This is a genomic window from Chryseobacterium nepalense, assembly GCF_023195755.1.
GTDB classification, from domain to species: Bacteria; Bacteroidota; Bacteroidia; order Flavobacteriales; family Weeksellaceae; genus Chryseobacterium; species Chryseobacterium nepalense.
The window spans coordinates 2783896-2810731 of sequence record NZ_CP096203.1 but is presented as its reverse complement, the minus strand read 5'-3'; the positions used below and the strand labels follow the sequence as shown (position 1 = coordinate 2810731).

Annotated in this window: 25 protein-coding genes and 1 pseudogene; 13 read left to right on the top strand and 13 right to left on the bottom strand. The window is 36.4% G+C overall.

Annotated features, from left to right (window positions below):
* Positions 1-171: 171 nt before the first annotated feature.
* Positions 172-609, bottom strand: coding sequence for an exosortase F system-associated membrane protein (locus tag M0D58_RS12485; protein ID WP_248389789.1), 438 nt, complete (start codon positions 607-609; stop codon positions 172-174).
* On the bottom strand, positions 596-1126 hold the full coding sequence (gene xrtF / locus M0D58_RS12480) for an exosortase family protein XrtF (protein WP_248389787.1): 531 nt from the start codon (positions 1124-1126) through the stop codon (positions 596-598). The genes M0D58_RS12485 and xrtF overlap by 14 nt, the downstream gene beginning before the upstream one ends.
* 48 nt (positions 1127-1174) lie before the next feature.
* Between xrtF and M0D58_RS12475 the strand changes: the two genes are divergently transcribed.
* The 6 genes from M0D58_RS12475 (at position 1175) to M0D58_RS12450 (ending at position 5576) form a co-directional block, all read left to right on the top strand.
* Positions 1175-2191, top strand: a complete 1017-nt coding sequence (locus M0D58_RS12475) for an aminoglycoside phosphotransferase family protein (protein WP_248389784.1) — start codon at positions 1175-1177, stop codon at positions 2189-2191.
* A 47-nt stretch (positions 2192-2238) separates the two neighbouring features.
* Entirely contained in the window at positions 2239-2649 is a 411-nt protein-coding gene (locus M0D58_RS12470) for a RapZ C-terminal domain-containing protein (protein ID WP_248389781.1), read from the top strand.
* Between the two features lie 101 nt (positions 2650-2750).
* Complete coding sequence (locus tag M0D58_RS12465) at positions 2751-3464, top strand: nucleotidyltransferase family protein (RefSeq protein WP_248389778.1); 714 nt, start codon at positions 2751-2753, stop codon at positions 3462-3464.
* A 6-nt stretch (positions 3465-3470) separates the two neighbouring features.
* Positions 3471-4223, top strand: a complete 753-nt coding sequence (locus M0D58_RS12460; RefSeq protein ID WP_248389775.1) for an LOG family protein — start codon at positions 3471-3473, stop codon at positions 4221-4223.
* Positions 4224-4338: 115 nt separating this feature from the next.
* Positions 4339-4752, top strand: coding sequence for a DUF6702 family protein (locus M0D58_RS12455; protein ID WP_326988558.1), 414 nt, complete (start codon positions 4339-4341; stop codon positions 4750-4752).
* A 275-nt stretch (positions 4753-5027) separates the two neighbouring features.
* Positions 5028-5576 (top strand): inclusion body family protein, encoded by a 549-nt coding sequence (locus M0D58_RS12450; RefSeq protein ID WP_248389768.1) that lies wholly within the window; start codon positions 5028-5030, stop codon positions 5574-5576.
* Positions 5577-5670: 94 nt separating this feature from the next.
* Here M0D58_RS12450 and M0D58_RS12445 read toward each other — a convergent pair whose 3' ends face one another.
* Both M0D58_RS12445 and M0D58_RS12440 read right to left on the bottom strand, forming a co-directional pair.
* Positions 5671-7068 carry a M949_1556 family lipoprotein gene (locus M0D58_RS12445; protein WP_248389766.1) on the bottom strand — a complete coding sequence of 466 codons (1398 nt, stop codon included), beginning with the start codon at positions 7066-7068 and terminating at the stop codon, positions 5671-5673.
* Between the two features lie 17 nt (positions 7069-7085).
* Entirely contained in the window at positions 7086-9965 is a 2880-nt protein-coding gene (locus tag M0D58_RS12440) for a carboxypeptidase-like regulatory domain-containing protein (RefSeq protein WP_248389755.1), read from the bottom strand.
* 250 nt (positions 9966-10215) lie between these two features.
* On the opposite strand from M0D58_RS12440, the gene M0D58_RS12435 reads away from it, so the two are divergent.
* Together M0D58_RS12435 and M0D58_RS12430 are read left to right on the top strand one after the other, a co-directional pair.
* A complete protein-coding gene (locus tag M0D58_RS12435) occupies positions 10216-11406 on the top strand; it encodes an endonuclease/exonuclease/phosphatase family protein (protein ID WP_248389752.1) in 1191 nt (396 codons plus the stop codon).
* 47 nt (positions 11407-11453) lie between these two features.
* Positions 11454-11876, top strand: a complete 423-nt coding sequence (locus M0D58_RS12430; protein ID WP_248389748.1) for a DUF6146 family protein — start codon at positions 11454-11456, stop codon at positions 11874-11876.
* Between the two features lie 49 nt (positions 11877-11925).
* Here M0D58_RS12430 and M0D58_RS12425 read toward each other — a convergent pair whose 3' ends face one another.
* On the bottom strand, positions 11926-12522 hold the full coding sequence (locus M0D58_RS12425; protein WP_248389745.1) for a superoxide dismutase: 597 nt from the start codon (positions 12520-12522) through the stop codon (positions 11926-11928).
* Positions 12523-12745: 223 nt separating this feature from the next.
* Positions 12746-14575, bottom strand: a complete 1830-nt coding sequence (rho, locus tag M0D58_RS12420) for a transcription termination factor Rho (protein ID WP_248389742.1) — start codon at positions 14573-14575, stop codon at positions 12746-12748.
* Between the two features lie 145 nt (positions 14576-14720).
* Here rho and M0D58_RS12415 point away from each other — a divergent pair, with 145 nt between their 5' ends.
* The 4 genes from M0D58_RS12415 (at position 14721) to M0D58_RS12400 (ending at position 18546) form a co-directional block, all read left to right on the top strand.
* Positions 14721-15110 carry a DUF4293 family protein gene (locus M0D58_RS12415; protein WP_248389740.1) on the top strand — a complete coding sequence of 130 codons (390 nt, stop codon included), beginning with the start codon at positions 14721-14723 and terminating at the stop codon, positions 15108-15110.
* A gap of 169 nt (positions 15111-15279) precedes the next feature.
* Positions 15280-16200, top strand: coding sequence for a M28 family peptidase (locus M0D58_RS12410; protein ID WP_248389737.1), 921 nt, complete (start codon positions 15280-15282; stop codon positions 16198-16200).
* Positions 16201-16357: 157 nt separating this feature from the next.
* On the top strand, positions 16358-18187 hold the full coding sequence (locus M0D58_RS12405) for an ABC transporter ATP-binding protein (RefSeq protein WP_248389734.1): 1830 nt from the start codon (positions 16358-16360) through the stop codon (positions 18185-18187).
* Positions 18188-18201: 14 nt separating this feature from the next.
* Entirely contained in the window at positions 18202-18546 is a 345-nt protein-coding gene (locus M0D58_RS12400; protein WP_248389731.1) for a DUF1801 domain-containing protein, read from the top strand.
* Positions 18547-18707: 161 nt separating this feature from the next.
* On the opposite strand, the gene M0D58_RS12395 is transcribed toward M0D58_RS12400, so the two are convergent.
* The 6 genes from M0D58_RS12395 to rsfS all read right to left on the bottom strand — a co-directional run bounded on the left by M0D58_RS12395 (position 18708) and on the right by rsfS (position 24886).
* The gene (locus tag M0D58_RS12395; RefSeq protein ID WP_248389728.1) at positions 18708-20036 is read right to left on the bottom strand and encodes a peptide-N-glycosidase F-related protein; all 1329 of its coding nucleotides are present in this window, start codon (positions 20034-20036) and stop codon (positions 18708-18710) included.
* Positions 20037-20219: 183 nt separating this feature from the next.
* Positions 20220-20873: a phosphatidylserine decarboxylase family protein gene (locus M0D58_RS12390; protein WP_248389725.1), complete on the bottom strand. Its 654-nt coding sequence runs from the start codon at positions 20871-20873 to the stop codon at positions 20220-20222.
* Between the two features lie 4 nt (positions 20874-20877).
* A complete protein-coding gene (locus M0D58_RS12385; RefSeq protein ID WP_248389722.1) occupies positions 20878-21750 on the bottom strand; it encodes a phosphatidate cytidylyltransferase in 873 nt (290 codons plus the stop codon).
* Between the two features lie 26 nt (positions 21751-21776).
* Positions 21777-22358: an LUD domain-containing protein gene (locus M0D58_RS12380; protein ID WP_248389719.1), complete on the bottom strand. Its 582-nt coding sequence runs from the start codon at positions 22356-22358 to the stop codon at positions 21777-21779.
* A 134-nt stretch (positions 22359-22492) separates the two neighbouring features.
* Positions 22493-24502, bottom strand: coding sequence for an ATP-dependent zinc metalloprotease FtsH (ftsH, locus tag M0D58_RS12375; protein WP_248389716.1), 2010 nt, complete (start codon positions 24500-24502; stop codon positions 22493-22495).
* Positions 24503-24517: 15 nt separating this feature from the next.
* The gene (rsfS, locus tag M0D58_RS12370) at positions 24518-24886 is read right to left on the bottom strand and encodes a ribosome silencing factor (RefSeq protein ID WP_248389713.1); all 369 of its coding nucleotides are present in this window, start codon (positions 24884-24886) and stop codon (positions 24518-24520) included.
* 86 nt (positions 24887-24972) lie between these two features.
* On the opposite strand from rsfS, the gene M0D58_RS12365 reads away from it, so the two are divergent.
* The gene (locus M0D58_RS12365) at positions 24973-25689 is read left to right on the top strand and encodes a biotin--[acetyl-CoA-carboxylase] ligase (protein ID WP_248389703.1); all 717 of its coding nucleotides are present in this window, start codon (positions 24973-24975) and stop codon (positions 25687-25689) included.
* Here M0D58_RS12365 and M0D58_RS18150 read toward each other — a convergent pair.
* Positions 25683-26758, bottom strand: a pseudogene (locus M0D58_RS18150) (LptF/LptG family permease). The gene M0D58_RS12365 and the pseudogene M0D58_RS18150 overlap by 7 nt on opposite strands.
* Between the last annotated feature and the right edge of the window lie 78 nt (positions 26759-26836).

The following is a 26836-nucleotide window of genomic DNA, read 5'->3' as shown; positions in this document are numbered from 1 at the left end:
TATATATTTCTACGTCTTAGACCTATATTTTTACGTCTTAGATATATCCGTATACATGTTACATATATAAAAATACATCTTAAATATCCAGCTATACGCTTTATATAGTACCATACATGTATTACATATATATTTATACATCTTAGGTATATCTAAATATATCTTAAACGCCTAAGTATTATTTTCAAACGTATACCGGCGGTAATAGAACAGAGGAATAATCAGCAATAGAATCAAAGGCTGGATCACAAACCTTCTCATATAAAAAGAAAAGAGGTAACCCAGCTCAAACCGGTCAGAAATGCAATACAGGTAAATTGGAAAAGTAATGGCAAAGACAATGACCATTAAAAGAGCTCCCTGTATAGTCCAGCGTTTATTGTTGAACCAGAAATGAATGATTAAACAGGAGAAAAAAAGATTCAGAAAAAACCTGAACAGATGACCGGCCATCAGCTTCCCCCATACAAAATCCGGAAAATGCTGGTTTTTATTGGCTTCATGAAAATAATCAAGAAAAGGATCATAAAAAAGCCTATCCTCGAAAACACGTACGGCAATAAGGCCGAAAACGCCTAAAATAACAATAAACCAGCTAAGAATTTTCATTTTTTAAAGCAAAGAATTTTATCCAGATCAGCCACAGAAGCACAACAGTTCCATAGATTACGGCAGGAAAAATAAAATCATGAAAAACTTTACCATATTCCTTATGATCGGTCATTACAATATTTAATCCCACAATTCTGAAAAGGTTCATTATATAAAGTAAAACAAGTCCCGCCAATATAAAAATAAAAGTTTTAAAACCTTTATAAAAGGCTATTACAAATGCAACAAAAAGGATCATTACCGATATCGCATTACATCCTTCCACCATTCGGGTCGGATAAAAATTTCTTACATAAAAATATACCTGCTCTCCCTTTACATCATCATAAAGCTGAGTAGGATACCCAAGATAATTCTGAACATCCTTTACCTGTTCCGTAATGAGACGCGAGAAAGGATCCAGACCTCCATAGCGGAAACTGTTCAGGTAATATTGGTAAGCAAGGAGTAACACTACGTATACAATAACGAAGCGTAACAAAATGTTTAACACCGGTTTAAAATCCTTTAACATGTAACAAAGATAGAAATTAGACTGTAATTTACTATATTTGTTTTGCCTATGAATGTTGAGAACGCAAAACGGTTTTTTGAAAATATTACAGGAAAAAAGTCTTCTGAGTTTATCACGTTAGCTCAAAGTGGCTCTTCGAGAGTAAATTTTTTCGCTAAAGCCGATAGAAAGTTTATAATTACTTACAATGAAAATATTACGGAAAATGAAAGTTTTCTGTATTACTCGAAAATATTTTCTGATCTAAAGCTCAATACACCTGCGATTTTTGCTGTTTCTGAAGACCGAAAAATGTATATCCAGGAATACCTTGGAGAAAATACCCTTTCCGATATTATCACAAAAGAAGGATTATCTGAAAATGTAAAAAACTTAGTTCGGCAGACATTGGAACAGCTTTATCAGCTGCAGATACTCACGCAGGATAAAATCAATTTTACAAAAGCCTTTGAATACGAAAGCTATGATGAACTTCCTGTAATTCATGATCTTTATTATTTTAAAAATTTTGTGGCCGATGTTCTCGAACTGGAATATCACAAATCTGCCTTGCTCAAAGAATTTAAAAAAATAGCTTTATTGATAGAGAATCTTGGGCCCAAGGGCTTGATGATCCGCGATTTTCAGTCCAGAAATATTATGGTAAATGAGCGAAATGAGGTCTCATTCATTGATTATCAATCTGCTATGAAAGGACCTTTCATGTATGATGTAATCTCATTTTTATTTCAGGCAAAAGCCAATTTTCCGGAAGACTTTAAAAATGAGATGCTTAATTTTTATATCCATCAATTTGAGAGTGAAACGACAAAACAGGATTTAGGACAATCCATAAAACCGCTCCAGATGATGCGATTTCTGCAGGTACTCGGAGCTTACGGCTTCAGAGGTTTGATCCAAAGGAAATCTCATTTCATCGCAAGCATCGAAAAAGGAATTGAAAATATTACAACATTTGCAGACAGTTGGGAGAATATGAAAGAGTACCCTGAACTTAAGAAAGTGATTGAACAATTACAATTGCCAAAAACAAGTTTAAAAATTAAGGATATCTTGAACCATTAAGATTTTTTCAGAAGTTAATGGTTAATTAAAATAAATTAAAAAATAAAATGCTACACATTGACATACACAGTTTCTCCTACAAAAAAGGAGGAATTCCGAAAGACATAACAGGTAACGGAGGCGGTTTTACCTTCGACTGCCGTGGTATTCTGAATCCCGGAAGAATTGAAGAATATAAAATCCAGACCGGCAACGATATCGGTGTTCAGGAATTTCTCGAAACAAAAACCGATATGCCTAAATTTTTAGACCTTATCAAAAGTCTTATTTCCATCAACATAGACAATTACCTGGAAAGAGGATTTGAGAACCTGCAGATCAATTTCGGGTGTACCGGAGGACAGCACAGGTCCGTATATTCCGCCATAAAGATAGCTCATTTCATTGAAGAAAAATATGCTGATAAAGTGGAAATAAGCCTGCATCACGATGAGCAGCACCAACTTAATCATAAGTAATGAGTAATGTGCAATAAGTAATATTTTTAAATTCGTTGATATTTTATTATTTATTGTTAACCATTTATTACTCATTACCAATTACTCATTACTCATAAAATATGAAGGCTCTAATTTTTGCGGCGGGAAAAGGAACCCGGTTGAAACCATTCACTGATCATCATCCGAAAGCATTGGCGAAAGTGAATGATATTCCGCTTTTGGAAAGAAATATTAAATATTTAAAAAATTTCGGGATAAATGATTTCGTCATAAACATTCATCATTTTGGAAATCAAATAATTGATTTTTTAAACCGGAATGATAATTTCGGGTGTAAAATTGAAATTTCAGATGAATCTGATGAGCTGCTGGAAACAGGAGGCGGCTTAATTTTTGCTAGAAAATTCCTCGATCATGGGGAAGATTTTCTTATTATGAATGCTGATATTCTTACCGATATGAATATCACACAATTTGTAGAATATCATAAAAAGATAAAAGATTTTGCTACATTAGCCGTTTCGGACAGGGAAAGCTCCAGAAAACTGCTTTTCAATGATGAGATGATTTTAAGAGGCTGGCTTAATGTACAGACCGGTGAACAAAGGCTTGCAGAATTCAATAAAGGCTTCAGAGCATTGGCTTTTAGCGGAATTCACTGTATTAATCCTCTGATGTTTGACAAAATAAAAAGAACGGGCAAGTTTTCCGTGATGGAAGAATATCTTGACCTTATGCAGACGGAACAAATTCATGGATTTGTACATGAAAGCATATTGATAGATGTAGGAAAGCCGGAATCTATAAAACGAGCCGAAAAATATTTTAAATAAGTTGAAATGGGAATTGAAGGAACCAGAGATGAGAGTTTGGTAAATCCTGAACTTGATAGTAATGACGTAAAACTTCAGAACAGTCTTCGACAGAAAACGTGGGATGAAACCATCACCAAAGACAGTTGGATGGTCTTTAAGGTAATGGCTGAATTTGTGGATGGGTATGAGAAACTGGCCAAAATTGGTCCGTGCGTTTCTATTTTCGGATCGGCAAGATTAAAACCGCAGAGCAAATATTATAAAATGGCGGTGGAAATTGCAGAAAAAATCACAAAGCTAGGTTTCGGAATTATTACCGGTGGCGGACCCGGCATTATGGAAGCAGGAAATAAAGGCGCTTTCAATGTTGAGGGCAAATCTATCGGACTTAATATTGATCTTCCTTTTGAACAGCATTTTAATCCTTATATTAATAAATTATATTCCATGAACTTCGATTATTTCTTTGTGAGAAAAGTGATGTTCGTGAAATATTCACAGGGTTTTGTAGTAATGCCCGGAGGATTCGGCACGCTGGATGAGCTTACGGAAGCATTAACATTGATTCAGACCAATAAGATCGGAAAATTCCCGATTGTTTTGGTGGGATCTGACTTCTGGAGTGGTTTGCTGGACTGGTTTAAAGCCACGTTACTGAAAGAAAAAATGATTAATGAAGCAGATCTTGATCTTTACCGTGTGGTAGATACAGCCGACGAAGCAGTAGCACATATTAAGGCATTTTATGACAAATATTCTGTAAATGTGAACTTTTAATTGGCATATTATTTGTCACTTTTAATAAACAATCATGATTGTAAAGCTATTATCTAAGATGAAAAATTATTTTTATATATCAGGAATATTAACACTTTTTGTGTTAATGAGTTTCATGAATGTAGACTTTTTCTCTTCAATGACAAAAGTGGACTATATCGAGGGAAGTAAAACCTTGAAGTTCACCACAAAAATGAATACAAACCATATTTCAGACGCTATTAAAATAAACCCTAATACGGCAGCATTTGAAGCAGAAGTAAAAAAATATGTAAACAATAATTTTGATGTGTATGTCAATGGCTCTCCTAAAACAATAACGTTCACAGGAAGCCAGGTAAGTGGAGAAACAGTATGGGTATACTTTGAAACGGGGGGCGTTTCAGATATTAATACCTTAAGAATTAAAAATACCATACTCCTCAGTGCTTTTCCTAAGCAGATTAACCTAGTAAATATCGCTTATAAAGGAAATCAGAGGACCATGAATTTCCAGCGGGGAAAAGAAGTGAATGAGGTTTCCTTTTAATTTAAAAACATAATATTAATATGGCCACTGCAGATGCAGTGGCTTTTATTTTTCATTTAATCTTAATTACTTAAAATATCATCATTAAGGGATTTATTGCGTAAAAATACCAATTATGAAATTTCAGCATTTATACTCTATCTTTCTCATTTCCAAACATATAAATTTACTATGTAATATTACAAAACCAAAGTGGAGATCAGAAACCACTATAAATAACGAGGCGATTTCCGAAAAGCCAAAAGAGTAGGAAAACCAAAAACAAAATTAATACAATGGACTTAGAATTAAACTCATCGAGCCAAGAGATTGACATCTTGGTAGTTATTGACACCGACTATGTAAAGTCAAATTACCCCAATCCAAGTCAGGATCCAAATAACCCGACAGGAATTGATCACAACAGTCAGCATATGATTGTATCAAACACAAATGCAATTTCGGGACAGGGTACAGCAGATTTAAATTTCAGTGCAAAGGCAGGAGATGAAGTGTCTTTCAGGAGCACTTCAATATCACAAAATTCAGATGATGCAGTAATTATATACAATATTAAATACTGGTCCGGCGATCAGGTCTTTAACACCTTTGTATATGATGCTGTAACAAGACAACAGGCCGTAGTTCCCAATTATAATTCGGCAAACGGACTGCCCGCAAATACTGCCAATATTACATTCTCAAGCTTCGATTCTAAAGTAAGAAGCACCGGAACTGAGAATTTCTATGTACAATTTGCACTCTATCAACTAGACCCAAATAATAGTAATAATCAGATATTATTTGGTTATTATTACTGGGATCCAACGATTACAGTTAAATAAGTCATATTTGAGATTCTTACAATGAATTTAAAAATTCACTGAAATAAAAAAGACTGTCTTTTGGACAGTCTTTAAATATTTAAATTTTAAAATCTTACTGAACCTGAATATTATCCAGCTGAATGGTAGTAGTGACACCACTTCCGTTTCCTGAATATTCAAATAAGATAAATCCGTTACCTGTTAAAGTAGTTGGGAACGTATAGGTTCCTGCCGGAGCTAATGTTCCGTATCCGCTTGTAGGAAGCACAGGAATGGTAAATGCAGAAGTAATATCTGTTTTGGTAGCCTGTGTAATATCTCCCAGCGGAGTATAGTTGGTAGTGTAATATACTTTTAAAGCATTCCCGTTGAAGAATCCTACATTGACATCAAACTTTAAATTATTTGCAGCCGTAAAATCAACAGGCACCGCAAAATATGTTACATATGGTCCTGAACCTGAATTTGCACCAAGCTGAATATATTTATTGTTACTGAAAGTTTTCAGCTGCCAGTATCTGTTTCCTAAAACAGGATCGTTTACATATTTAGGATATACTTCAAGATTGGTAGGATTAGTAGGATAGCTTTCAAAATTTTCAAGGAAAGATCCTGAATAGGTGATAGCCGTACCCCCTTTTGGCGGTGTAGCATCTACTCTTGTTCCTGTAAATTTAATATCCGAAATACTTCTGATAAGCATCTGCCAGGTTGAATTATAACGGCTTACGACAAAAGTAATGTTTCCGTTTCCTGTAGGAAGAAGCTCTCCTCCTGTTTTAAAGAAGCCCGAATTTCTGATCACTGCAGAATTTCCTAATTTATCTTCGATGTTTCTGTCTGTATCCAACCCCTGTCCTCCAGCATCATAATCGATATATTTTTTTACAGTAGGATAAATTTCAGCAATATTAAACTGAACATCCGGTACTGTAACCAGAGTGTTGATTAAAGCGGGATTTTTAGCCTCAGCCAAAGAAGAAAGCTGCTTAGGAACAATAGTCTGGATATCCAAACCGTTTCCGTTACAAACTCCTGACATATATCTTCCTACAAGAGCCTGAGGAACTCTTCCGATAGCATAAACAGGATCTTCAGAACCTAATTTAACAGTTCCTCTGTCTAAACCAAGACGCAACCCTTTTGCATTAATTCTGATGTGTGCTCCTACCGGAAAATCAGCAAAATTACTTGCCTTATCCACTTCAATCTGCAGACCCACAGTAGGATCTGATGTCTTATCCTGAAAAGAAATGGTTTTATAGAAATTTCCCTGCTCATCAGATGACACAATATAACCGTCGAAAATTTGATCCGTAGTAATTAATTTATATCCTGTAGAAGGAGTTTGGGCAACGAAGTCAGCCATTGCAATAGTAGGCTCCGGAAATTTATTTGAACACTCGATAGGTGGTGTTTCCCACTCGTCGTTCTTCACGCAAGAGGACACTGCAGACAATACTCCTACTGTCAGAAATGCCGTTTTTAAAAAATTAGTGATATTATTCATAATTGTTTTATTTTTTATTAGAATCTGAATTGTAAGTTAACAAAATAGGAACGTCCCTGATTGTACCAGTATTTTGGTCCGAAAGAAGGCGTCGGGCTAAGATAATCTGTGGCAAAATCAACAGCTTTAGTTTCTCTTGTCTGCTCAAAGCCTCCAGTGATGTATTTTTTATTATCTAAAATATTATTAACAGATGCTGTGATTAAAAGATAATACTTTCCGAAAACGAAAGATTTTCCGACATTGGCATTTAAGAAAAATGCGGAAGGAAGTTTTACCGGTTTCAGCAAATCTCTTACATCATCATTCGTAAGACCGAGATATGGAGTACTTGAATAAGCATTCTGAATAAAATTATTTGTTCTTAATGCCGGAGCCGGATCCAGGTAATTATCATCCAGATAATTCCAGTTGGCACCTACCCACCAATATTTCGGGCTATTATAACGGAAGCCTAAAGAGAAAGCCTGCTGAGGAGTACCTCCCTGCTTGTAGTTTTTAATGTAAGCTTTCCCGAATGAAGTAACACTGCTTCCAGAAGCATCGGAAACAAGATATACATCCGGATTGTTTCTGTATACAAACTGTCCGTAGCTGGCCAGACCCTGCAAGGATAATGTTGGTAATACTTTAACATCAACACCCAATTCGGCACCCATGTTTCTTTTCTCAACATTAGACATTACCTGCGTTACAAAAGCACTCTGAACCTGAGAAACGGTTCCGTCCGGATTCGTGTTATTCAGCTGAATACCATCAGCAAAAAATCGCTGTACATTCGTCTCATTTTGGGTATCAACCAAATAAGCTGTAGCTCTTACTTTCACAAAAGGGGTACTTACCACATAGCTTAAATCATTTGCCGTATACACCGTACTTCTGATGGTAGGATTTACCAGAGCATTAATTCTCGGATTAATAAACAAATCTTCAAGGAACGGCGCCTGATTGAACATTGCTCCGTTATACACCAGGAAGTTTCTACCATTGATTCGGTAAACAACCTGTCCTTTCAGACCAAAATTCCAGAAGTTATAATCTTTACTTTTCCCGTAAGAATTTTCATATAAATAATGTTTGAACAATCCTTCTCTGCTTGAAGAAGAGTAACCCGCCAACGCAGAAACGAAAACATCAAAATTCCCAGTTGAAAATTTCAGACCCGGATTTACTTTTGCTTCCTGTCTTCTGAGAATATAGTTGTACATCATACGATCTCCCACCTTTACTTCAACATTGGAGTCCAGGGTATTGTAGAATCCGGTAGATCCAGGTTTTGCGGTTTCTTTGAAAGGGTCTACATTGATCGCATAATCTCCGCCCAAAAGATCTTTCATTTCACGATAAAGCTCAGATCGGTAATTCTGATAAGAAACGTTTAAAATAAACTTGGTACGGTCATTAAAATTATAAGTATAATGCGTTCCTGCATTAAATATTTTATCGTCGCTTACATCATCAACCAGATATATTTTCGAGCGTTTTCCGTTTAACCCGTAAAGTCGGGACATTTCAGCCTGATCTACAACATCAGTCTTCATATTGTTTCTGTAAATTCTGTCCCAGTTAATCTGCGTAACTTCCGGATCTCCGTTTGCCCAGCTGTTTAAGCTCGTATTATATCCATCAATTAAAGATGTAAATTGAGCGGGTGTGAATTGCGGATTATTTGTTGCGTTATAAATAATGCTGTTGAGATAATAACTCGGTAAATTCCTGTAGTATGTAGGAGACGGATTGGTTACACCATTCCAGTCTAAGCGGGAACCCCTGTCTTTACCAAGCTGATAAGAAACAGTAGTCCAGAGATTTGAGTTTTTATTGATCTTCCAGAAATCCTGTACCTGAAAGATCGGCTGGAAGCCTTTTCTTACTCTTTCACTTCTCTTTTCTCCATCCTGCCATCCCCAGTAAGAATTGTAGTGCACACCTCTGTAGTCATACACTTCCTGAGTACTCGGGCTAGCGGTAGATCTTCTGTATGGAGAACCGATGAAATTGAAAGTCATCGTATGTTTATCACTGAATCTTTTTTCAACACCAAGATAGGTTCCGTAGGCATCATAGAACGTTCCTTCCTGAATTCCTTCTTCAGCCCATCTTCTTGCGCCCATCAAAGTGAACGCCCATCCGCTCTTGCTCATTCCTGAGCTGTATCGCAGGGAAGTTCTGTTTCGGTAGTTTCTGTTGGTTAACGATTGGGTAAACTGAAACCCTTTTCTGTATTCACTGGCTTTCGTATTTTTATAAATAACCCCACTATTGCCACCGAATGCATATTCTGACGGAGAATGGTTGGTTGCGATTTCGGGATATCGGGTGATTTCATTAAGTCCGCCCCAGTTACTGAAGTCCACATTACCATTATCTGATTTTACCATGGACACGCCATTCATCATTGTTTCACCTGTTCTGCCATCAATACCTCTCGGACGGAACCAGTAAAACCCTAAATCAAACGCCGCAATCCTGTTGAATACATCCTGTGAAGACTGCAGCAAGCCTACTGTGGAAACTTGGTTGCTGTTTTCATCGCTCTCGTCATCACTGTCAATGATTGCTAAACCCTGATCCGCGTTTGTTAGCGTAGAATAAAGGGTAATTACTCCTAAATCCTTTTTCTTCTCATTGTCCATTACATCAAACTCCATTACTTTGGTTTCATAATTCGGTTTGGTAATTACAATCTGGTAATGTCCCGGCATAATGTCTACAAACTGGAAATATCCTATTTTGTCCGCCGTTACATCATTGTCCTTCCCTTTTAGATCTACTTCTGCCCTTTCAACAGGCTTTCCATCAGCATCTTTCAGATACGCAGAAACAGTGGTCTGCGCAAAATAATATGAAGCTGGAAGCAGAGTAAATAAAGAGACTAATGATAGTTTTTTAATCATGAGTATATTTATTTTTAAATACTTTTCTTGTTAATTCTCAACAGTTTAAAAGTTGGGGAGGCAAATTTAGTCAAAATTTATAATCTACAATGTTTTTCAGGTTATTTTTTCTTAACATTGCAAACTTTTAAGAATCATTATAAGTAAAAATGCAACCTTCACATTTTAAATTTACAAATATTTAAAATGCCATCAATTAAAAAAAAGTAAATTTGCAGATTAAATTAATATTAATAATAACTCTAAGATAATGAAGAGATTTTCGAGTTTCCTGGCCATCTTTCTATCAGTGATGGCATTCTCTCAGAAACAGGGAAAACTGAGAAAGGTAGCAACAGTAGGATTTCTGAATGTAGAAAACCTTTGGGACACTATACGTTCGGCAGATTATATCGACGGAACAAAAGACATCAAAAATCCGGCGTTCCACAGAAGCATTCCGATGGATTCCATCAAATTTTTAGAAGCCGAAAAATATGACGGCGTATGGAGTGACGGCGCATTAGTGGGTAAAAAAGCAGTAAGATACCAAAGCGGCTCTGAAGAATTTACGCCACAAAGCCCCAAAAATTACAACACCAAAATTTATAAGGCAAAACTTGCCAACGAAGCAAAGGTGATCTCAGAAATGGGCGCTCAATATACAAAGACAGCTCCTGCAGTAGTCGGACTTATTGAGGTAGAAAACAGACAGGTTATTGAAGATCTTATAAAAGAACCAGCCTTAAAGAAATACGATTACGGCATCATCCATTATAATTCTTATGATTACAGAGGAATTGACGTCGCGCTTATTTATCAGAAGAGAAGATTTACGCCCACCAATTCATTGAAAAAAGAATTGAAAATCTTCGGTGACAACGGAAAAAGGGAATATACAAGAGATATCCTTGTGGTTACCGGTTTCCTTGATAACGAAAAGGTGGCATTTTTCATGAATCACTGGCCTTCCAGAAGGGGAGGCGAAGCAGCTTCACTTCCTAAAAGGAATGCCGCAGCAGCTTTATTGAAACAGCAAATGGACAGTGTAAGAGCTGCGGATCCATCTACAAAACTTTTTGCGATGGGTGACTTTAACGATGATCCGGTAAGTTCAAGCCTAAAGAATTATCTGAAAGCTCAGCCAAGCCCGAAAGATCTTAGTGAAACCACACCGTATCTTAATTTAATGTATCCTTTGTACAAAAAAGGAGTTGCTTCTTTGGCTTATCAGGATGCTCCCAATTTATTTGACCAGATTATTGTTTCTAAAAATGTAATCTCAGATCAGGTGACAAAAGAATATTCGGTGTATAAGGCAGAAATTTTCGCGCCTCCTTATCTGGTGAACAAAGAAGGAAACTATAAAGGATATCCCTTCAGGTCCTGGAATGGCGATCAGTTTACAGGAGGATACAGTGACCACTTTCCGGCATTTGTAGTTCTCCAGAAAGAACCATAAACCTATAGCACTCATTTCGAGTGCTTTTTTTATGTACCTTTATCTGTATGAAAAATTTAGTATTCCTAATAATCATTATTCTTTTACCATTCAATTGTCTGGCTCAGGATAAGTCTAAAAAAGACAAAGAGAAATCCGAAATGAAACCATCTAAAAACGATGATGGCGAATGGGATCTCACAGTAATTGACACCCAGTTTGATTATTTCATGAGTGCCGTTGCAAAACCTATCAGTCAATATTCTGAATCTTACCTCAAAACGAAGAATACAATTTTAGTAAACGAATGGAATTCTTATTATTTTTCAGGCCGATACAGAAATATTATAGAATCTTCTATAGATTATGATCCTAAAGAAAATTACGGGATAAAATTTGAATATAAATTATATCAGGTTTTTGCATATGTTAATTGGAAATATGGATTGAGGATGAGCGGACTCTCGGGAAGTGATACTACTAGATATTAAAAAAGGTTCAGAATTGTTCTGAACCTTTCTTTTTTATGAATAGTTTTAATTATTTGTTGAATAATTCCTCCACTTTATCCCAGTTTACTACATCGAAAAACGCAGCTACATAGTCTGGCCTTCTGTTCTGATAGTTTAAGTAATAAGCATGCTCCCAAACATCAAGACCTAACACCGGAGTTCCTTTTACATCCGCAACAGGCATTAAAGGGTTATCCTGGTTTGGGGTTGAGGTTACAGAAACAGAACCGTCAGCATTTTTTACTAACCAAGCCCATCCTGAACCGAATCTTGTTTTAGCAGCATCAGAGAAATCAGTTTTGAATTTCTCAAAACCGCCATATGTTTCAATAGCAGCTTTTACATTTCCTACCGGTTCTTTGCTTCCTCCCGGAGTTAAAATTTCCCAGAATAAAGTATGATTGAAATGTCCTCCTCCGTTATTTCTTACAGCCGGCTTATCAGTTCCTGTCTGGCAGATTTCTTCGATTGATTTTCCTTCAAGATCAGTTCCTTTAATTGCATTATTCAGATTATCGATATATGCCTGATGATGCTTGGTATGGTGGATTTCCATTGTTTTTGCATCAATTGTCGGCTCCAATGCGTCGTAAGCATATCCTAGTTTTGGTAATTCAAATGACATAATTTTATTTTTAATGTTATTAACCCAAATTTAACCATAAATAAGCCTACATTCAAAAAACAGGCATTACTTTAATAAATCTTTAACATTGATATATTGATTTAGAATGAATTGCAATAGTAAAAAGTTAGAAGAAAGAAGTTAGAGTTTAATAAAATGACTAAAAACAAAAAAGCACGAATCAAGTGATCCGTGCTTCTATTTAACAAAATAAATTAATTTATTATTTATTCATGGACATCAGGAATTCTTCATTATTAAGAGTTCCTTTGATATTTTTATCAACAAATTCCATCGCTTCTATAGGATTCATTTCAGAAAGATACTTTCTTAAAATCCACATTCTCTGCGAGGTTACCTCATCAAGAAGTAAATCATCTCTACGGGTGCTTGATGCTACAAGATCAATAGCAGGATAAATTCTTCTGTTGGCAATTTTTCTGTCCAGCTGAAGTTCCATATTTCCTGTCCCTTTGAATTCTTCAAAGATCACTTCATCCATTTTAGACCCTGTATCAATAAGTGCCGTTGCAATAATCGTTAAAGATCCTCCGCCTTCAATTTTTCTTGCCGCTCCGAAAAATCTTTTCGGTCTGTGCAGCGCATTGGCATCCACCCCTCCGGAAAGTACTTTTCCTGAAGCCGGTGTTACCGTATTGTATGCTCTTGCCAATCTTGTAATGGAGTCTAACAGAATCACAACATCATGACCACATTCTACCATTCTCTGAGCTTTTGCCAGAACAAGGTTGGCTACTTTCACGTGCTTTTCTGCCGCTTCATCAAAGGTTGAAGCAATAACTTCCGCATTGACACTTCTTTCCATATCGGTTACCTCTTCAGGCCTTTCGTCAATAAGAAGTACCATCATGTAAACTTCAGGATGGTTTGCCGCAATAGAGTTGGCGATATCTTTCAGAAGCATTGTTTTACCGGTCTTCGGCTGGGCAACAATCATGGCTCTTTGTCCTTTCCCGATAGGCGCAAACAAATCGACAACTCTTGTAGAAATTGTAGATCCTTTTCCTGCCAGATTAAATTTTTCTTCCGGGAAAAGCGGAGTTAAATATTCAAAAGCAACACGGTCTTTAATGAACGCCAAATCACGTCCGTTAACTTCCGTTGGTCTTAATAAAGAAAAATATTTTTCGCCTTCTTTCGGTAATCTTACGATGCCTTTTACGGTATCCCCTGTTTTTAATCCGAAATTCCTGATCTGGGCAGTAGAAACATACACATCATCCGGCGAAGAAATATAGCTAAAATCTGATGAACGAAGGAAGCCGTAATTATCCGGTAAAATTTCCAGTACCCCTTCAATACTTACCATACCATCGAAACTGAACTCCTTTTTTTGTTCCGGGTGTTCATCATTTCTTTCAGAATGTTGCTGCTGTTGCTGCTGTTGCTTATTCTGATTATGGTTTTGATTATGGTTCTGGTTTTGGTTTTTATTCTGATTTCCGTTATTGTGCGGATTGTTGTTGTGTTGTCCTTTTTGGGATCTGGCCTGAGTTTGAGGGTTGTTTGGCCTTTCTTCTGCCGGAGCAGGTTCTGGAGATTCTGTGTTTTTATGGGCTTCCGGTTTTTCCTGTGGTGTTTCTGTTACAGGTGCATTTGCTGTGGAAACTCTTTTCCTTTTTTTCTTTGCAGCCGGTGCTGAAGTATCTTCTGTTATTTCTGCCGGTTCTGCTTTTACCTCTTCCTGGATAGGCTCCTGTAAAGGTTTCTCTTCTGTTTCTGTTTTTTCTTCAGCCTTTGGGGCTTCTTCGGCTTTAGCCTCTGTTTTAGGCTTGGCTGCTGTTTTTTTCGGAGCAGCTTTTCTGGCAGGAGCTTTAGCAGGTTTTTCCGTGGCTTTCTCTTCGGCAGTTATACTGCTTTCTGTGGCGTTGAAATATTCTTTTGCCACTTTGGGATTCGATGCCTGAAAGTCAAGAATTGCAAAGATTTTGTCATTGTCAGTGCTATTTCTTGCAACTTTAACGCCCAAATCCTTTAAGATTTTAGTCAGCTCCGTTACGGATTTTGACCTTAACGTTTCAATGTTAAACATATTTAATGTAAAAAATGTAATTAATTGTGAGTAAGAAAAGTAAGTCCGGTGACTTTGGTTTTCAAGTACATTTGTATAATGCAAATCTACACTTATTTTTGAATTGTGCAAAATTTATGCTATTTTTGCAAGCAATTTAATTATAATGATACAAAGGATACAGACAATATGGACATTCCTGGCAGTTTTAGCCGCTGTGTTCCTGTTCATTACAGGTCAGGATGTAATCATTTCAGAGAGTCTGCCTGTGCTGGATACAGCGTGTGTAGTCCTTGTTTTGACTGGATTATTAAGTGTATTCAGTTATAAAAACAGAAAAAGACAAATTTTGCTGAATAACATCAGCATCATTATAAACGCTTTGTTGGTTGGTGTATTGATTTACTGGTTACTCAACTTATCCGGAGGAATTCAGTTTCCTGAGAAGGGTATTGAGCCAATATTTCCATTAATTGCGATTATATGTTTGTTTATTGCAAACCTATATATCAAAAAAGATGAAAGGCTCGTAAAATCTGTAGACAGACTTCGATAACCGTACAACGATTTTTTGAGTGAGAACAGCTTCTTTTACAGGAGCTGTTTTTTTTATTTAATTGTCCCTTGTACACAGATTTATTTTTTCGGCTTTTCAATGCAAATAATGCACAGTGATGTGCAACATTTTTATTTAAATTGCGACAGATTATCTATAAATTGTATACATGAAAAAACTTACTTACCTTACCTTTTCACTTTTTTCAGCATTTTCGTTCGCTCAGGAAGTTTCTAAAGAAAGGATTCAGACCGTCCTTTCAACGCTAGCTTCAGACGAAATGAAAGGACGCGAAATCGGAACCCAGGAAAATGAAAATGCAGCCAATTATATTGCAAAGCTTTTTAAAGAAAACAATCTGGAGTACTGCACAGGAAATTCTTACCTTGTACCTTTCAACTACAAAGGCAAAACGGTGTATAATGTTTGCGGGATTAAAAAAGGTAAAACAGATAAATATTTAGGCTTTTCCGGGCACTTTGATCACATCGGAACCAGTAATAATTCCAAAGACAATATTTATAACGGAGCCGATGATGATGCCAGCGGAATCACAACACTTGTAGGAATTGCAGACTATTTTAAGAATAAAGACCCGAAATTCTCCCTGGTTTTTATGGCCTTTAACGGTGAAGAGAAAGGAATGCTGGGATCGAAAGCTATTTCAAACGATAAAAATCTGGATAAAATTTATAATAACCTGACAGCTCTTTTCAATTTTGAAATGGTGGCAACAGAATCCGCATTCGGGAAAAATGCACTTTTCATGACCGGTGATGAATTTTCTGACCTGGATGAGCTTTTCAATGAAAACGCAGCAAACGGACTCAAAATTAATCCGGATCCTTACGCTGCACAGCAGCTGTTTTACCGTTCGGATAATGTAAGTTTTGTGAAAAAGAAGATCATTGCCCATTCTTTTTCCACTGTGGATATGACAAAAGCCAGCCATTACCACAACGAAAGCGACGATATCAGTGTTGTAGATTTTGATAACCTCACTGAGATCATCAATAATTTGGGAAAAACGCTTGAAAAATTATCCCCAGACAATTTCAGTCCGAAATACAATAATTCTGTACGGTTTTAATCTTTCAGAAGCCACAGAGAAATCTGTGGTTTTTTATTTTTCATAAAATATTTGTAACAAAACCAGAGCCAGCAAAACATATTAGAGAAAGTAAAAGGTCTTTAAAAACGTCTTATCATTTAAATTTCCTTATTTTTGTAAATTAATCTAAAATTTAATGAGTTATTATAAACGAGCGATAGATAACATACTTCCCTATAAAAAATCAATTGCAGCCGGAATTTTCTTTAATATTTTATACGCACTGTTCAATATTATTGCCATGCTTTTCTTCATGCCGGTGCTGAATATCCTTTTTGATAAAGAAACAGAAAAGATTAACAGACAACCTACTTATGAAGGAATTTCAAAGGCAGGAACATTTTTAAAAGAAAGCTTCAATTACCAGATCCAGCAGGTGCAGATTGAGAAAGGACCGGAATACATCCTTCTTATAACTTGTATTCTGTTTATCACCATGTTTTTCCTGAGAAATATTTTCAGTTACCTATCGGAGTTTTACCTCACATTTTCACGAACCGGAGTTTCCAGAGATTTCAGAATAAAACTGCATGATAAAATTTTAGATTTACCGGTATCGTTTTTTACAAATTCCAGAAAAGGCGATGTCTTTGCCAGGATAACTTCTGATGTAAGTGAAGTAGAAGGCAATATTCTGAACAGTTTAATTGACCTTATCCGTTCTCCTATCGTAATCATCATTACCATGGGGTATCTTTTGTATTCTAATTTTGAGCTTACTATTTTTACACTTGTGGTTTTCCCGATTATGGGGACGCTAATTTCAATGATTGGAAAAAGCCTGAAAAAAGATACCGGAGAAGCCCAAAACGAATTGGGAAAAATGTATTCTTTTGTTGATGAGACACTGGTAGGACTGAAGATTATTAAAATCTTTGATGCTTCACCACAGATTAAGAAAAGATTTGATGACGTTCTCAATAATATAAGAAGACTCTCCTTAAAACTTTTTAAAAAGAAAGCGCTCGCTTCGCCGGTGAGTGAACTTCTGGGTGCTATTACTATTGGGATGATCGTTTACTTCGGAGGAAGGCTTGCCATTCAGGGAAAAGGCTTATCCGGAAGTGAATTCATTACTTACATTGCTTTATTTTACACGATTCTTCAACCTTTGAAAGCTTTATCTTCAGCGATCTCCAATATTCAGAAAGGAGAAGTTTCTGCCAAAAGAATTTTTGAAATTCTGGATGCGGACTATCATATCAAAGAACTGAATCACGCTAAAGAAATTAAAGATTTTGAAAGAAATGTAGAATTCAGAAATATTACATTCGGATATGAAGACCGTGAAGTCCTAAAGGATTTTTCATTATCCATTCCGAAAGGTAAAACGATAGCGTTGGTAGGACAGAGCGGCAGTGGAAAAAGTACACTGGCAAATCTGATAACCCGTTTCTATGATGTTAATGAAGGTGAAGTTCTTATCGACGGAGAAAACATCATCAATATAAAATTATCCAGTTACAGAAAATTATTCGGGCTTGTAACACAGGACAATATATTATTCAACGATTCTATACGCAACAATATTTCTCTGGGTAAGCCTGATGCTACTCTAGAGGAAATTCAGGCGGCAGCAAAAATTGCCAATGCCCATGATTTTATCATGGATCTTCCCAAGCAATACGACACCAGCATTGGTGAAGCGGGAGGAAAACTTTCAGGAGGACAGAAACAGAGGATTTCTATTGCCCGGGCGGTACTGAAAAATCCACCGATTATGATTCTTGATGAAGCAACTTCCGCGCTGGATACAGAATCTGAAAGATTTGTGCAGGATGCTCTGGAAAAAATGATGCAAAACAGGACTTCTCTTGTCATTGCCCACCGTCTTTCAACTATTCAGAAAGCCGACTGGATTGTAGTGATGGAAAAAGGAAAGATTATAGAACAAGGCACACACCATGATCTTATCGCAAAGAAAGGAATGTATAACAAGCTGGTGGAGCTGCAAAACTTCGATTAAATTTAATTTCAATAATGAATCCCATACAAGAGTATTTCTACAGACTGGAAGAGCCTGCAAGAAGTACTCTTCTTTTTTTACGCGAAAAAATCCTGAAATCCGACACGGAAAATATCACCGAAACGTTCAGCTTCGGATTGCCTTTTTTCAAATACAGGAAGAAAATGCTGTGTTATTTTAATTTCAGCAAAAAACATAAGAAATATTATATCAGCTTTTACCACGGCGACAGGATTGATCATCCGGAACTTCTTCAGGAAGGCAGAAAGAAATTCAAAATACTGTTAATTGATCCGACAGAAGATTTATCCCTTGAATTAATTTTAAGTTTGATTGATAAGGTTAAAAAGGTTTATTAATTACATTAAGCTTGTTTTCAGAAAATGGTTTCTGTACATTTTTAAATTTTGAACTGATGATAATTAAAGTGAACTTCCATTAATAAAAAGATCCCAACGTTTTAGAACATCGGGATTTTTATAATATTTTAAATACTTAATTTATATATCGAAGTTGATCTTTATTTTTTTATTATTTTATGCTTAAACTGAAGTCCGCCTTCAAGAGTAATATCCAATATATAAACTCCAGCAGGATAATCTGAAAGATCTACTTTTGAATCTCTTACCTCATTTAATTTTCTTGCTTCTGCAGAATAAACAGCAATACTATTTATCTTTTTATCTGAACAGATATTCACAAAATCCGCTGTTGGATTCGGAAAGACAGAGACATCAACCGTAGAAACATCCTTTACAGATAATTGCTGGCTATTGCTCTGCATATACATTGAAAGGACGATTCTTCCATCCTGCCCATAAAAAACAGCTGTGGGTACTTCGTATTTTATTGTATGATTTCCTGCCGATAAAGAACCTGCGGTAAAGCTCCTGATAGGCACAGCATCACCCGGACACCAGTTATTCCAGGAAGTCCACCATGAATCTGGCTTTGGGCTGGCCCCGTAAATTCCGTTTCCTTGGGTATTATACATCCGGTAAGGCTCACATGAGGTTCCTCCGGGAGTAAAGGTCAAAACCTGACTATTGTCCAGGGATATAAAGTTTTGCCTTCTTACATATTCTTCTCCGTTGGTATTCGCTCCGTGAGGGGTTGAAACAATAAAGAACTTAGCATCAGTAGCACTTTGTGTAAGATTAAAATTAATAAGCCTTACGGTTTGACCTGCCTGATCTGTATTATTATAATTATTGAGTTCATTAGAATCTAAAAGTGGAATCAGAGTATTGAATGTTTCTGTAACAGAAGGATCAGTATACGTCATAAAGTTAAGCGTTCCGGTAAATACATCGTTTCTTCCTGCACATCCTGCAACTTGAGTATTGGCAGCATAAGGAACCCCGAAAACGTCCAGTTCAATCCAGATATCATACGCATTGCGGATTGCCATATTGCTGAATATAGAATAAAGATTATCCACCTGAAAAGAATAAGGGACTTCTGTTGGAGAAAGATTTTTGTTCATGAAAGGAGTAATATACCTTGCAATTTCTAATCTCTTTACAGAAGTATCGTTTAATGTATAAGAATTCTGACCTTTCGGGACCATTGCCAGATGAACACCCCCGATTCTGTCATAATTATCGCAAAGTGTTCCGATGGTTACGTTCATCTGAATTTTGTTTTCAAATGAATTCAATTCAACATTTGTTAATTTTTTTGCATATCTGAAATTAGCCAGCTTGATGGTGTTTGTTGGTACCGGCACAACAATATTGGAAGCGTAACCATCGTAAAATACAATTTGTGAAAATACATCTATTGGTGTTTGAGCTGCAATTTTGCAAAGTCCTGTAAAAATTATTAAAGAAAGTAAATATTTTTTCATGAATATTAAAATTATTTCATCAAAAATACAAAATTAACCCCCTCGAAATACCACAAAGTATCAAATAAGTATCAAAATAACCACTATAATATTATATTGATGCAAATCTGCTAATGAATTTAATGATATTAATAAAGAAGACCGCTCCATCAGAAGCGGCCTTACCGTATTTTTAATAATTAATTAGTCTTTCATTCTTGCAATTACATCCAATCCTCCTTTTGTAATGTCGCCGATCTTACAGATAATCTCAGTATCCAGAGGAAGAAAAACATCCATCCGCGACCCAAATTTAATAAAGCCGAACTCGTGGCCTGCTTTCGCCTCATCCCCTTCATTGCAATAGAAAACAATCCTTCTGGCTACATATCCCGCAATCTGACGGAAGACTACCTGATGATTGGTAAGGCTCTCCACCGCGACGGTAGTTCTTTCGTTTTCCGTAGAAGACTTCTCATGCCATGCTACAAGATATTTTCCGGGGTGATATTTTTTGTAAATTACTTTTCCTGAAACCGGATATCTGCAGATATGAACATTAAGCGGAGACATAAATATAGAAACCTGAATTGCTTTTCCTTTTATAAATTCATCTTCTTCCACTTCTTTTATCATTACTACCTTTCCGTCTACCGGAGCAATTACATTTTCCCTATGATCAAGGATATCACGGTTTGGCACCCTGAAGAACCAGAATACAAGACTGTAAATAACCAATAAAGGCAGAATGATCACCAGTGACCACATTTCAAGGAAATAAATGGCCAATGCACTCAAAATGATAAACAATAAGGAGGCAACGGTGATTGTTCCTTTCGATTCTCTGTGTAATTTCATGAGATTAAATAAATTTTTCTAATATAAAGTACAAATATACGACAGGAACGCAGATTAAAAAACTATCAAGCCGATCTAATACTCCACCATGTCCCGGAATGATGTTTCCGCTGTCTTTAACACCAAAATTTCTTTTGAGCTGGCTTTCCACAAGATCTCCTACAGGAGCGAATGCGGCCACCAGAAATCCTACTACCATCCAGTTTCCACGAAGATCAGAATGATAATATTCGATAAAATAAGATAATACCAAAGTAAGCACAACACCACCGATATATCCTTCCCAGGTTTTTTTAGGAGAAATTTTAGGAGCCATTTTATGTTTGCCAAAAAATTTCCCTGTTAAATAAGCAAAAGTATCACTGCTCCATATTAAAACAAAAAGGAAAAAAACTTCCAGTGTGAATCTATCATCAAATCTTGAAAATTTAGGAAGGCCTAATGCAAAACTGAATGGCAAAGCCACATAAATAACCGCAAAAATAAGTTTTCCGCTGTCATAATATAATTCATTAGGATATTTGAATAAAGTGACCACAGCGATGACTATTAAAAGCAGAGCCAGAATTTCACTGAACCTGAAATCAAAATAAAAATCAAAGCTGAAATATCTTTTAGAAAAAATATAGAAAATAAAGATGATCAGTGGAAGAACCACCCATCTTTCGTACCCGTTGCCAAATTTCAGGATTTTAAAGCATTCCCATGAGCTTGCTCCTAAAAGAAACGTAATCAGTCCGTAGTAAAGATATTCCTGTTTAATAAGATCGGGACTTATATTATTGATGAGCTTTGCTCCAAAAGGAGTTGTACAAAGAATGATGATTGCTACATAAACAATTCCTGACAGGGTTCTTTGAATAAGGTTTTTGTCCAAAATTTTAAAAATTTATACGTTGATGCCTAATCTTCAAGCAACAATAAAAAAAGTTTGGTGTTGCTGTTGGAAGAAGTATCCAGTTTCGACTGTGCTCCGCTGATAGAAGTAAGGTTTTTGATATTCCCGTTTCTTTTGATTTTCCCCATCGCGTCATTGAGATTATTCACGATCTGTGAAACGTTAGCCATTACAATAATCTTGTTGGGCAGTCTTGAAGAGTGGTAATGCAAAATATTATTATGGGAAAGCATAATTCTCCCATCGTAGGCAATAAGATATTCACAGGTGATAAAACTTGCGTCATTATTACCCTGAAGTTCTTCAGTGTAAGGAGTTTTTACAACATTTAAAAAATTCTGGAGATCTTTATCCCAGCAGAAAACATTGCTGATTCCCTCTATTTTGATAATCTGGTGTAGTGTTTTTAATGCCTCTGCTTCATCCGCACAGTAATTGAAAAATCCTCCTGAATGAGTAAACAATTGGGCAAATTTATAGTCAAGATCCGCATTTTTAAGCGAATCTCCGAGCTTTTCCAGACTTGGCTTTTCTTCTTCTTCAGGCTGGTTGGTAAGTTTGCTTACAATCCTCTTGAATAAATTCAATTTAATTTATTTTTTTAGACACTTATACAAAAATATAAAATTATCATATAGAAATCTAAAAACGTGCCGATAAATATGAAAAAACCTGACAAATCAGAGACTGTCAGGTTTTTCTAATCTATTTCAAAAGATTTTTAGATTTGTGTAGGACTTTCAGGTGCCTGAATTTCACTATCTTCCTCTTTATCTTTAATGATAATTTCATTCGGCTGCTGTGAGGCAGGAATCGTATTGGTAACCGGTTTTTCCGTTAATTCCGGGTCCCAAGCCCTTTTTCCGAATACTTCTTCAAGATCTTCTCTGAAAATTACTTCTTTTTCCAGAAGTTTATTGGCAAGCGCATCGAGCTTATCCTTATTTTCAGTCAGAATCTGAACGGCACGGTCATACTGAGTTTCAATAATGCCTTTGATCTCTATATCGATTTTTTTTGCTGTTTCCTCAGAATATGGTTTTCCGAAATTGTATTCAGACTGACCTGAACTGTCATAATAAGATATATTACCGATATTCGGGCTTAATCCGTAGATCGTAACCATTGCCTGTGCTCTTTTCGTAACACTTTCCAAATCAGAAAGAGCTCCTGTCGAAATATTGTTAAAGATTACCTGCTCTGCAGCTCTTCCCCCTAAAGTAGCACACATTTCGTCGAGCATTTGCTCAGTAGTCGTCAGCTGTCTTTCTTCCGGAAGATACCATGCTGCTCCTAAAGAACGTCCTCTCGGAACAATCGTTACCTTTAAAAGAGGTGAAGCGTGTTCTACCAACCATGAAATGGTAGCATGTCCTGCTTCATGATAAGCCACTCTTTTCTTTTCAGAAGGTTTAATCGCTTTATTTTTCTTTTCAAGACCACCGATAATACGGTCTACCGCGTCAAGGAAATCCTGTTTTGTAACTGAAGTATGGTTGTTTCTTGCCGCAATTAATGCCGCCTCATTACATACATTGGCAATATCTGCACCGCTGAAACCAGGGGTTTGTTTTGCTAAAAACTCTCGGTCTACATTATCATCAAGCTTGATTTTCTTTAAATGAACATCAAAGATCTGTCTTCTTTCATGCAATTCAGGAAGATCAACATAGATGGAGCGATCGAAACGCCCTGCTCTCATCAATGCCTTATCAAGAATATCCGCTCTATTGGTTGCAGCCATTACGATGACGTTGGTATCTGTTCCGAAACCATCCATTTCCGTAAGAAGCTGGTTTAATGTATTTTCTCTTTCATCATTTCCGCCTGAGAAGTTGTTTTTCCCTCTGGCACGACCGATCGCATCAATCTCGTCGATAAAAATAATTGCCGGTGATTTAGCTTTAGCCTGAGCAAATAAATCTCTTACTCTGGAAGCTCCTACTCCCACAAACATTTCCACGAAATCTGAACCTGAAAGTGAGAAGAAAGGAACCTTAGCTTCCCCTGCCACTGCTTTTGCCAATAGCGTTTTACCGGTTCCCGGAGGCCCTACCAAAAGTACTCCTTTAGGAATTTTACCTCCCAGTTTCGTATATTTTTCTGAATTTTTAAGGAAATCCACTACTTCCTGTACTTCTTCTTTCGCCCCTTCTAATCCTGCAACATCTTTGAATGTAACCTGAATTCTTTCTTTCTCATCAAAAAGTTTTGCTTTGGATTTACCGATGGAGAAAATCTGTCCTCCGGGGCCGCCTCCACTTCCCATTCTTCTGAAAAGAAGGAAATAAAATAGTCCTAAAATAGCGATCCAGATTAATGCCTGAATCAGAATACTCATCAACGGGCTTTCACCTTCTGCATAATCTTTAGATGTGGTAATCTGAGGATTCTGTTGTTTTAAAGCATCGAATTTTTCAAGAAATAATCTCAGGTCTCCATATTTAAGCGTGTAATCTGCTTTTGGTGCCATCGAGAGGCTTGAAAAAGGGTTTGCTTTATCGTCTTTTTTTACGGTAGCTGTCTTGGCAGCCTGTGTTAAAAACACGTCAGCCTTCTGGGCTTGTTTATCTATTAAAACTCTCTGGATTTTTCCTGCCTGCATTTCTTTAAAGAAACCATCTTCGTCGATTGTCTTTGCTCCGCTGTCACCCATGGAATTAACCACAAAGAACAGCACGAGTGCCACAATCATGATAGGAAAAAACCAGTTAAATCCTTTATTGTTCATTGATACTTTTTAAAATTAAAATTCATTTTCGATTTTGGTAATGACAGCGTCACCCCAAAGCTCCTCTATATCGTAATACTCACGTACCTGTTTCTGGAAAATATGGACAACTACTGAAACATAGTCTACCAGCACCCACATTGCATTTTCAGTCCCTTCTACATGCCAAGGTCTTTCTTTAAGCTCGTTTCTCACTTTCTTTTCAACACTACCTGCGAGTGCGGCTACCTGCGTGTTTGAGTTTCCGCTGCATATCACAAAGGTCTCTGCGACAGAGTTTTCAATGTTTGAAAGATCGAAGATCATGATATCTTCTCCTTTTACATCCTGAATTGCCTCAACGATTTTATCTAATAATTCTTGTTTTTCTGCTGTTTTATTCATTAAAAAATACTATAATCTGCAAATTTATTGTTTTTCTTTCACTTTAGCCTTACTTTTAGCCCCCGAAAGTCTTAAAGTTTTCTTAAATGAGTCAACTCTTCTATTTAAAAGAATCCTCTTCTACTAATGACGAAATTTCCAAGTTTTTACTTTATGAAAATTCTGATTTTGTTGCGCTTCACACTTTTAATCAAACCCGGGGCAGGGGTCAATACGGAAATACATGGTCATCAGCCGCTGAAAAAAATTTAGCCTATACTCTAGCGATAAAGGCGGAAAATTTTTCGTTGTCCGGTTTCATGTTCAATTATTATACCGCAATTCTTATTCATGATTTCCTGGCCAATTTGACTGGAAATACCGTAAAAATAAAATGGCCTAATGATATCATCCTTAAAAATAAAAAAATCGTCGGAATTCTGATTGAAAAGAAAAAAATTAATCAAAATAATTATTTTATCGTTGGCGCAGGCTTTAATATCCTTCAGGAAAAATTTGATGAAATATCAAATGCAGGCTCTATTTTAACACAAACAGGACAATATTTCAATCTAAATGACTTCACGCAAGGTCTTCATGATTTTCTCGTTGAAAACTTTAATAAATTCCCCTCTGAAGATGAAATAATGAGCCGTTTCAATAACAGTCTGTTCAGAAAAAATGAGATTTCTGTATTTGAACTTAACGAAAAGAGACAAAATGGCATTATTAAAAATGCTGACAGAAATGGAAATCTATGGATTGACCTGGAGAATGATGGTTTACATTCATTTTATCACAAAGAAATAAAACTGCTTTACTGATTGGCTCTTTTCAGGTATAAGTATAGGGCAAGAGGAGAAAAAACAATGTTCGGAAACCACATCGCAAGAACCGGAGACATACTTTTATTCTCTGAAACCACTTTCAGGGCTTCAAATGAGAATACAAATACAAAGGCAAGCGAGATCCCTACCGCAAGGTTAATTCCCAGCCCTCCACGTTTTTTTTGTGAAGAAAGCGAAAGCGCCAGAAAGGTAAGTATTACAATAGAAACAGGCATAGAAGTTCTCTGGTAAAGCTCATTCAGGTGGGCATTCAGATTGCTGTTTCCTTTTTCGGTTTCTCTTTGAATGAACTTGAGAAGTTCCGGAGTTGTTTTATTTTGTCCTAACAATTCATTAGGAAAGAGCTCTTCGGGATCATGACCGAAACTTTTCTTTATATCAAATCCATTTGACAGTTTTTCGGTGTCATCTTTATTGATGGTTTTTTCTGTATAAGAATTCAGTACAAAAACTTTTTTATCCTTATCCCAGGAAGCATCCGAAGCTTTAATCACCATCTTTCGGGAACTTCTGGCAGATCCTCTTTTCTCCAGGAATTGATAAAAATATATTCCGTTTTGCTGAGCTGTGCGGAAACCGGAGCTGTCCCCAAAACTTTTTCTTTATTGGCAGCATTATACGTATACGCTTCGAGCTGATTTTTCTGAATATTTGCCCAGGGCAATACAAAATGGTTAATTCCTAAAGAAATTACAGCGATAAAAAGCGAGGTAAGCAAATAAGGCCTTGCAAACCTGTGGAAACTTGCCCCACTACTGATAATAGCAACAATTTCCGTGTTGTTTGCCATTCTGGACGTAAAATAGATCACTGAAATAAATACCAGAATAGAAAGAAATGTCATCACAAGATTAACAATCCAGAACGGATAAAAATGAACCAGAAAATAGGTAAGGTTTAATTTCGGATCAATAGCGGTAGCGTTTTCAATTCTGGGAATTTTCTGCTGAACATCAATCACCAGAACAACTACAGACAGCAATATCAGCATGAAACTGAAGGTTCCAAGGTACTTTCTTACAATATATCTGTCTATAATTTTCAGCATTATTTTATTTTTTAATGCGTTATAAATTGGTTTTATGTTTGATAGGATTGCATCCTAATTTAGGTCGTCCCTTCG